The organism is Dorea sp. 210702-DFI.3.17 (assembly GCF_020560825.1).
In the GTDB taxonomy this organism is placed as follows: Bacteria; Bacillota; Clostridia; order Lachnospirales; family Lachnospiraceae; genus Dorea; species Dorea formicigenerans.
On sequence record NZ_JAJCNB010000058.1, the window covers coordinates 1 to 6,369 of the forward strand.

Annotated in this window: 9 protein-coding genes and 1 pseudogene; 1 reads left to right on the forward strand and 9 read right to left on the reverse strand. The window is 43.4% G+C overall.

Annotated features, from left to right (window positions below; genetic code table 11):
- The 4 genes from LI149_RS14610 to LI149_RS14625 form a co-directional block, all read right to left on the reverse strand.
- Positions 1-896: MerR family transcriptional regulator (locus tag LI149_RS14610; RefSeq protein ID WP_227143582.1), on the reverse strand; the 896-nt coding region annotated here is incomplete at its 3' end.
- Positions 897-1,241: 345 nt separating this feature from the next.
- A complete protein-coding gene (locus LI149_RS14615; protein WP_002594808.1) occupies positions 1,242-1,538 on the reverse strand; it encodes a DUF3847 domain-containing protein in 297 nt (98 codons plus the stop codon).
- Positions 1,531-1,872, reverse strand: coding sequence for a DeoR family transcriptional regulator (locus LI149_RS14620; RefSeq protein WP_005924748.1), 342 nt, complete (start codon positions 1,870-1,872; stop codon positions 1,531-1,533). Before LI149_RS14620 ends, LI149_RS14615 begins: the two co-directional genes overlap by 8 nt.
- The gene (locus LI149_RS14625; protein ID WP_002304353.1) at positions 1,869-2,057 is read right to left on the reverse strand and encodes a hypothetical protein; all 189 of its coding nucleotides are present in this window, start codon (positions 2,055-2,057) and stop codon (positions 1,869-1,871) included. Before LI149_RS14625 ends, LI149_RS14620 begins: the two co-directional genes overlap by 4 nt.
- Positions 2,058-2,541: 484 nt before the next feature.
- On the opposite strand from LI149_RS14625, the gene LI149_RS14630 reads away from it, so the two are divergent.
- Positions 2,542-3,348: a helix-turn-helix domain-containing protein gene (locus LI149_RS14630; RefSeq protein WP_005924756.1), complete on the forward strand. Its 807-nt coding sequence runs from the start codon at positions 2,542-2,544 to the stop codon at positions 3,346-3,348.
- A 61-nt stretch (positions 3,349-3,409) separates the two neighbouring features.
- Here the strand turns inward: LI149_RS14630 and LI149_RS14635 are convergent, their stop codons facing one another.
- From LI149_RS14635 to LI149_RS14655, 5 genes and pseudogenes are all read right to left on the reverse strand, one after another.
- Positions 3,410-4,372, reverse strand: coding sequence for a DUF3658 domain-containing protein (locus LI149_RS14635; RefSeq protein ID WP_154277738.1), 963 nt, complete (start codon positions 4,370-4,372; stop codon positions 3,410-3,412).
- A gap of 29 nt (positions 4,373-4,401) precedes the next feature.
- A complete protein-coding gene (locus tag LI149_RS14640) occupies positions 4,402-4,779 on the reverse strand; it encodes a TnpV protein (RefSeq protein WP_005927690.1) in 378 nt (125 codons plus the stop codon).
- Positions 4,739-5,011, reverse strand: a complete 273-nt coding sequence (locus LI149_RS14645; protein WP_002593556.1) for a helix-turn-helix transcriptional regulator — start codon at positions 5,009-5,011, stop codon at positions 4,739-4,741. Before LI149_RS14645 ends, LI149_RS14640 begins: the two co-directional genes overlap by 41 nt.
- Positions 5,012-5,168: 157 nt before the next feature.
- Positions 5,169-5,327, reverse strand: a complete 159-nt coding sequence (locus LI149_RS14650; protein ID WP_096240134.1) for a Maff2 family mobile element protein — start codon at positions 5,325-5,327, stop codon at positions 5,169-5,171.
- A 127-nt stretch (positions 5,328-5,454) separates the two neighbouring features.
- Positions 5,455-6,306: pseudogene (locus LI149_RS14655) on the reverse strand (VirD4-like conjugal transfer protein, CD1115 family); the annotation flags it as partial.
- Between the last annotated feature and the right edge of the window lie 63 nt (positions 6,307-6,369).

The window sequence follows — 6,369 nt, forward strand, 5'->3', positions numbered from 1 at the left end:
ATAGAGTTTTCAAGGTACAAGTCCCATTTTGGGTATGGGAAGTCTTTATACTTAACTTTATAATAGTTTTCTATTGCCTGTGCAAAGAAATCAGAAGCCCCTTCACCGTATTTTTCGTCTATCATTGGTTTGATTTGTTCATTGCGGTAATACTGCGCCTGTGCCATCATAAAGCCTTTTTCTTCTTTTATCTGGGCAAGCTGTTTCATAACAAAGCCATATTCTCCAACAAGCTCTTTTACTTCAAAAGAATCTATGTCACAATTCTGTTTTGCAATCAGTTTTTGCAAAATCGCTTCTATCCGTTTGTTATAGCTTTCTGCAACTTCTTTGCTGACGGGAGTTCGGGCAACAGACAGAAACTTGTCCTTTCCACCATACCATTCAACTACCTTTGCATAGCCTTTCTGCATTTCTTCCGAAGATACGACTTCCATATAATGCTTTTTCCATTGTTCAATGCTACCAAATTCTTTAATTGCAATGTTTCTCATATTCTCCGGTATATGCTCAAGCATGGTTTGGAACATTTCTTCTACTTCTGTTTTGGTAAAAATTGTAAAATCCATTTTGTTCTCTCCTTTCAGAATGCCATCAATGCTGGCAATCAGACGTTCCATTCGTTCTTTCTTTGTTACCAACATTTTTCGCTGTACTTGTAGAATCTGATTTCTTTCAAGAGCCGGATTGTCCAAAACAGCTTTGATTTCTTTCAAGGAGATATCAAACTCACGGAAAAATAAAATCTGTTGTAATGTTTCCAGTGCCTTATCGTCATAAAGCCGGTATCCCGCATCACTTTTTTCTGTTGGCTTTAACAACCCGATTTCATCATAATAGTGAAGCGTGCGAACGCTGATACCTGTTAAATCTGATATTTCTTTTACTGTCCTCATAGCTGCTGACCTCCTGTTCCTGATAAGGTAACTTTAATCTATGACGTTCCGTGAGAGTCAATAGGCATTTTCATTTTTTAGTATAACATTTTTCATTTCTTCTCAAAAGACAGAAAACTGATTCTGTAAAACTTGTCGGCTGGGAACAGCTTGCAACGCAAGGTGTCCCCAGATGGCAAGTCCACAAAAGGGTAGCTGGCGAAAGCCAGCGCAGGGGAAGTGTAGCGTCCCCTGTTTGATTTGGAGCAGACCGTGGCTGCGGAAAATTACAGCCCTCCGGCGAGGAGCCTTCGGAGAACGCAATGCACCAACCTTTGGGTGGTGTATAATTGCGCCCTTAGTAAACTAAGGGGTTTCCGGCTTCTCCCGTTCCAGCAGTTTTTTCAATAGTTCCTGCGTGTCCTGCCTGTGAAAAATGAGTTTCAACAGCAGCATGACATCATCATCTGTCAGGCGTTCCGGCTCTTGCAGAAAACTTTCCAGCATACCGCCACGAGTACAGAGCCGGTGCGTCCGTTCCTTTCGGGTAAGCTGCTTCAACTGGTGCTGCAATGCCTTTTCATCATTGATGGCTTTCCGCAGTTTCTTTTCGCTTTTTTCCAACTCCCGGTTGAGCTTTTCCAGTTTTGAGGTATCAGGCAAGGGCAGCGTCCTCCTTTCCCGGTATCAGCACATAAATCCTGTTTGGTTCTCCAATGCCCTGACGCACCCGCATGATAAGTCCGGCGGTTTCCAGTTCATTCAGAGAACGCTTGACCGTCATGGGGCTGCGGGACAGGACTGCGGCAATGGCTGTGATGGGGAAGCAGACAAACAGGATTCCGTTCTCGTCCTCCTTCCCTTTGGATAGCATAGCGTCCAGCATCCGGCAGTACATGACCTTTGCGGTGCTGCTGACTGGAAATCCTGTCAACGCTCTGGGAAATGGCATACAGGGCGGTAATGGTGTGTCTATCGTCATAAATTCAAAATTCATTCGGTGTGTTCCTCCTTTTTCTTTGCTCGTTTGGATAAATAACGGGGGCAGTCAATCACAACCGCCCGGAAGCTCTGCTTGCACCCATGCTGGCATTTCCGGCATAATTCGTTGTAAGTGACACGCCCCCGGTCATTGAGGTAAAAGGAAAGCTCATGCTTCCTCTTTTTGCTCATTCTCGGCATATTGTGTTTCCTCCCGTTTTAGTGTATGGTTTCGGGGGCGATTTTCGGCAAAATTACAGCCATAGAGCCGCTTAAAATCTCCCGAAGTATCAGCGATAGGGTAGACTATCCCCCTATCAGATTGTCGTGTTTCGGTATCATTTCGGTGTCAGTTCGCCAGTTCTCCCCGGTGTCGTTCCTCCCCTGAATCTCACAGCGGCGTATCGCTCCCTTTGGTACGCTCGTTTCGGTCAGGGTTCCTCCATATCCCTGCCAAAATTCATGGCGCTACATCGCCGGGGAAGCATATCCCACACAGGCTGGTCATTCGATTGGAATAATCCATCGATGAACTACCTGTATCATAGAACATTTTTGTGCCCTGTGCCGTATGTCCACAAAGTAGGAATTAAGGGTAAAAATCAGAAATTTCCACGATTACGGAAAGTGTGATATAATCCAGATAAGCGGCAGCAATGAAACCGTTGGAAAGGAGCGTGTGCCCATGAAAGGAGCAACAAGCATACAGGAACGCCTTTGGGAACTCCGCAAGGACAAAGGCTTAAATCTGGAAGAACTATCAAAACTAACGGGTATTTCTAAATCAGCCCTTGGCAGTTATGAAAAAGAAGATTTTAAGGAAATCAATCATGGCAACCTTATCACGCTGGCAGACTTCTATGGGGTTTCCGTCGATTATCTGCTGTGCCGGACAGAGAACAGGGAGCAGATCAACACGCCACTGACGGAGCTGCATTTGAACGATGAAATGGTTGCACTTCTGAAAAGCGGTCGGATCAACAACCGTCTGCTCTGCGAACTTGCCACCCATAAGGACTTTATCAAGTTTCTTGCGGACATTGAGATTTATGTGGATGGGATTGCCACCATGCAGATTCAAAACCTCAACACCCTTGTCGATACTGTCCGACATGAAATCATAGAACGGTATCGCCCTGGCGAAGATGACCCACATTTGAAAGTGCTGCAAGCCGCCCATATCAGTGATGATGAATATTTCAGCCACATGGTTCTGGATGACCTAAACCTGATTATCCGGGATATTCGGGAAACCCATAAAAAGGATAGTGAGAGTGCGCCCCAGACCACTGTTGCCAATGAACTGAAAGAAAATCTGGAAGCGGTCGAAAATTTCAAGGGCAGCCGTTTGGAAAAACTGGCAGTGCTTTACTGCAAGCAGCTCGGTATCAACTATAAAAATCTGTCAGATGAAGAATTTCGCTGGCTTATTCGGATTCTCCAAAAATCAAAGAAAACGGGAACGCCTATCAACCAGAGGAAAAAACGGTAAAGGAAAACCGCTGTTGCATGGTTTGTTGGATTCCATGTAGCAGCGGTTTGTGCTGTGGTTATTACTTCATTCGTTTTCTTAATATTCGGCGATAATTTGTTTCTCCCTTTGGTGCGTCCTGTATAATTTCCAACACACCATCTTCAAGCATTTTATCAATGCGATTGGAAATCCATACATCACTAATTCCAAGTTGATATTTTCCTAAAACATTACCTATGACAATAGCCATTTTGAATTGCTCTGGCTGTTCCGCAATTTCACGAAGAATGAAACTATCATATATATCTTCTGAAACGCTTTGCAATTTACCATTTAACATTGCACGCAAAGGTGCATTTTCATTTTGAAGTTGATTCCATTTCATAGCACAAGCTGAAAGAAATACAGGATTAGCTTTCTCTTGTAGAGTTATATAGTTTCCCCATTCGCCAGGAGAGACCTCGCCCCATGCTATTTTGGATGTCATAGTATTTTCTTTTCCATATTCCCATGTAGGTAACTTAACCAAATAAATTGTTGTCTGGCAGTTTAAGGGTTGAAGTTGTTTCATAAGCCAATACATACCACAAATCTCATCTGGATTATAGCTATACCAAATGCGAATTTCTTCCCCAGCTACATATCGTTCAATCACTGAGGTCAATGTAGTTTTAATTTTCTGTATTTTTTCTTCAACCTGATAATCTAAATCCTCTACAAAGCAGACAGACAGCATTTTCTTGAAAACATTTTTCCGCTGTTCGCCAATTCCATTATCAGAAATATCTCCCACACTAAGAGCCATATCAAAACAATAAACATCACAGCTCTTGCCTCCCAATGGAATAGCATTCTCCCAAGCAATGCGTTCTTGTTCCTGTGCTTGAAGCTGTGCTTTTTTCATTTCATCTGAAGATGGAACACTCCCGTCTTCATGCCTCATAAATATTGAAACAGCACTTCCTCTATACTTTCCCTTGCCGTAAGTTTGGGCAATTTTCAAACTTCCACAGGCACTTTCACCAAATACAATTTCAATCATCTTATATACCTCCGATTTAATTGCTCCCGTTATGAATAAATCATCTCATGCAAAACAATTTCTTCTGCCCGGTTATGAATGTTATTGCAACGCTGCACCCATTCCATTTGGTGGGTACGCTTCAATTCCTCGGTTACGCCCTCGGCAGTTTTCATCTGCTCCATGATGGTGTCTAACCGTTCCTGTGCCTGTTCGTTCAGGTCTGCAAGATATGTCCACAATTCCCCGGTCAGTATCAATGTATTCAATCTGGCTGGGTGGACTTCCCTTAAATATTCCCGGTGCATCCGTCCGTACTTTCCGATAGGGCGGTGTTCCTCCGGCAGTTTCAAGTCCGGGATGTAATAATCTCCGACAAGGATATAATCAATTCCGTTTTCCGTTATTCTTGGTTTCAATTCGCTCATGTTCCTTACCTCCTGTGGAAGCAGGCTCGTCTGGTACTAACTCAATCACATCGGTAATCTCACAATTCAGCGTTTCGCAGATACGGGCTAATGTATCCATGCTGATGTGCTTTCCCTCTTTGCTCATGTTGGCAATCATATTTGTTGTCATACCAGCGGCAAGCCTTAAATCCTCTTTTCTCATATCACGCTCTAACAGTGTGTGCCAGAGTGGCTTATAGCTGATGTGCATATTGTTTTCCTGCCTTTCTATCCATACCACCGGGGCGGCTGCCCCGGCAGGAACTTTTCTCTTATTATAGCACCAATCTTGTGAAATCACAATTTATTCTTGTAGCCTGCCGCTGATACCGTCTGGATTGTGCTTTTCCTTTCGTTTTTTGTTCCAACTAATTAGCCATGAACTGCTTAATTCCCTGGGATTTTGCACCCGGGTTGTCGTTTCCATAACCTTCCATCAGGTTGATTACGCCCCAGACACCAAGACCGGCACCGATTGCAACGACCAGTGTCTGAAGGATATTGATTGCACTGCTAAAAAAAGCCATAATCAAATGTATGAACAAACGCTTTTCTTATGGTCTGTAAGCGTTTGGCTCTACTCCTTTCCCTTTTATTCAGACCTTTTTGTATCCTTATCAGTAGTAGCAGGGTGCTCGAATTCTTTCTTTCATATCAGTCCTCACCTTCCTCAGCTTCAATCGCTGATACGTCTTCTTGTGTTACAGTTACTTCATACATTTCAAATTCTGTATCTTCGGACATCACCAGTCGGTGTGCCAGATACTTTTCGACATCAAACGCATTATTCTTATTAAAATCGGCAAGCTCTTTGTACCGTTTATGCTTTGTGATGTCATATTTGTTGCTTAAAAACGGCCGGACTCCACGAAGCTGTAAGATACATTTTTCTCCATCCATGACCGCCAGCTCATCTCTACTCATCAGTTCTTTTCCAGTCTTTTGATAATTCAGCCCATAGGACCGGTTGCTGCCTCTGGTGTCTGATGTGTTGTAAAGATCTATGGTTTCCTTTCCCAGGGTTTCTGATATTTCTTTCAGTGTGGAACTTTCCTTTCCACCCAGGAAAAGAACGGTGTCACAGTTACCCGTGATCGTCTCAGCCGCATCCTTATAGATTGTTTTCAGCTGAGATTGTGACTGCAGAATGATAGAAGCGGAGATTTCCCTGCTTCGGATCGTAGCAATCAATTTGTCGAATTTTGGGATCTGTCCGATATTGCTGAACTCATCAAGAAGCAGTCGTACATGATAGGGAAGCCTGCCTCCATGCTCATCATCCGCTTTATCACAAAGCAGGTTAAAGAGCTGGGTGTACATGATTGCTACCACAAAGTTGAATGTGTCATCTGTATCACTGATGATGACAAACATAGCTGTCCTCTGATCACCGATCATATCCAGTTCCATCTCGTCATAGGACATGATTTCTCTTAGTTCCTGAATATCAAATGGTGCAAGTCTGGCACCACAGGAAATCAAAATCGATTTTGCAGTTTTGCCAGAGACGAAAAGTCAAGGACTTTTTCATCAAATTCAAAAAGAAGTTACATTTTGCGGACTTCCTCA

What these genes read in the sequence shown, in the direction of transcription:
- LI149_RS14630 (WP_005924756.1), top strand. Translation starts at nt 2,542, where the DNA reads ATGAAAGGAGCAACAAGCATACAGGAACGCCTTTGGGAACTCCGCAAG.
- LI149_RS14640 (WP_005927690.1), bottom strand. Translation starts at nt 4,779, where the DNA reads ATGAGCGAATTGAAACCAAGAATAACGGAAAACGGAATTGATTATATC.
- LI149_RS14645 (WP_002593556.1), bottom strand. Translation starts at nt 5,011, where the DNA reads ATGCACATCAGCTATAAGCCACTCTGGCACACACTGTTAGAGCGTGAT.
- LI149_RS14625 (WP_002304353.1), bottom strand. Translation starts at nt 2,057, where the DNA reads ATGCCGAGAATGAGCAAAAAGAGGAAGCATGAGCTTTCCTTTTACCTC.
- LI149_RS14635 (WP_154277738.1), bottom strand. Translation starts at nt 4,372, where the DNA reads ATGATTGAAATTGTATTTGGTGAAAGTGCCTGTGGAAGTTTGAAAATT.
- LI149_RS14650 (WP_096240134.1), bottom strand. Translation starts at nt 5,327, where the DNA reads ATGGCTTTTTTTAGCAGTGCAATCAATATCCTTCAGACACTGGTCGTT.
- LI149_RS14620 (WP_005924748.1), bottom strand. Translation starts at nt 1,872, where the DNA reads ATGAATTTTGAATTTATGACGATAGACACACCATTACCGCCCTGTATG.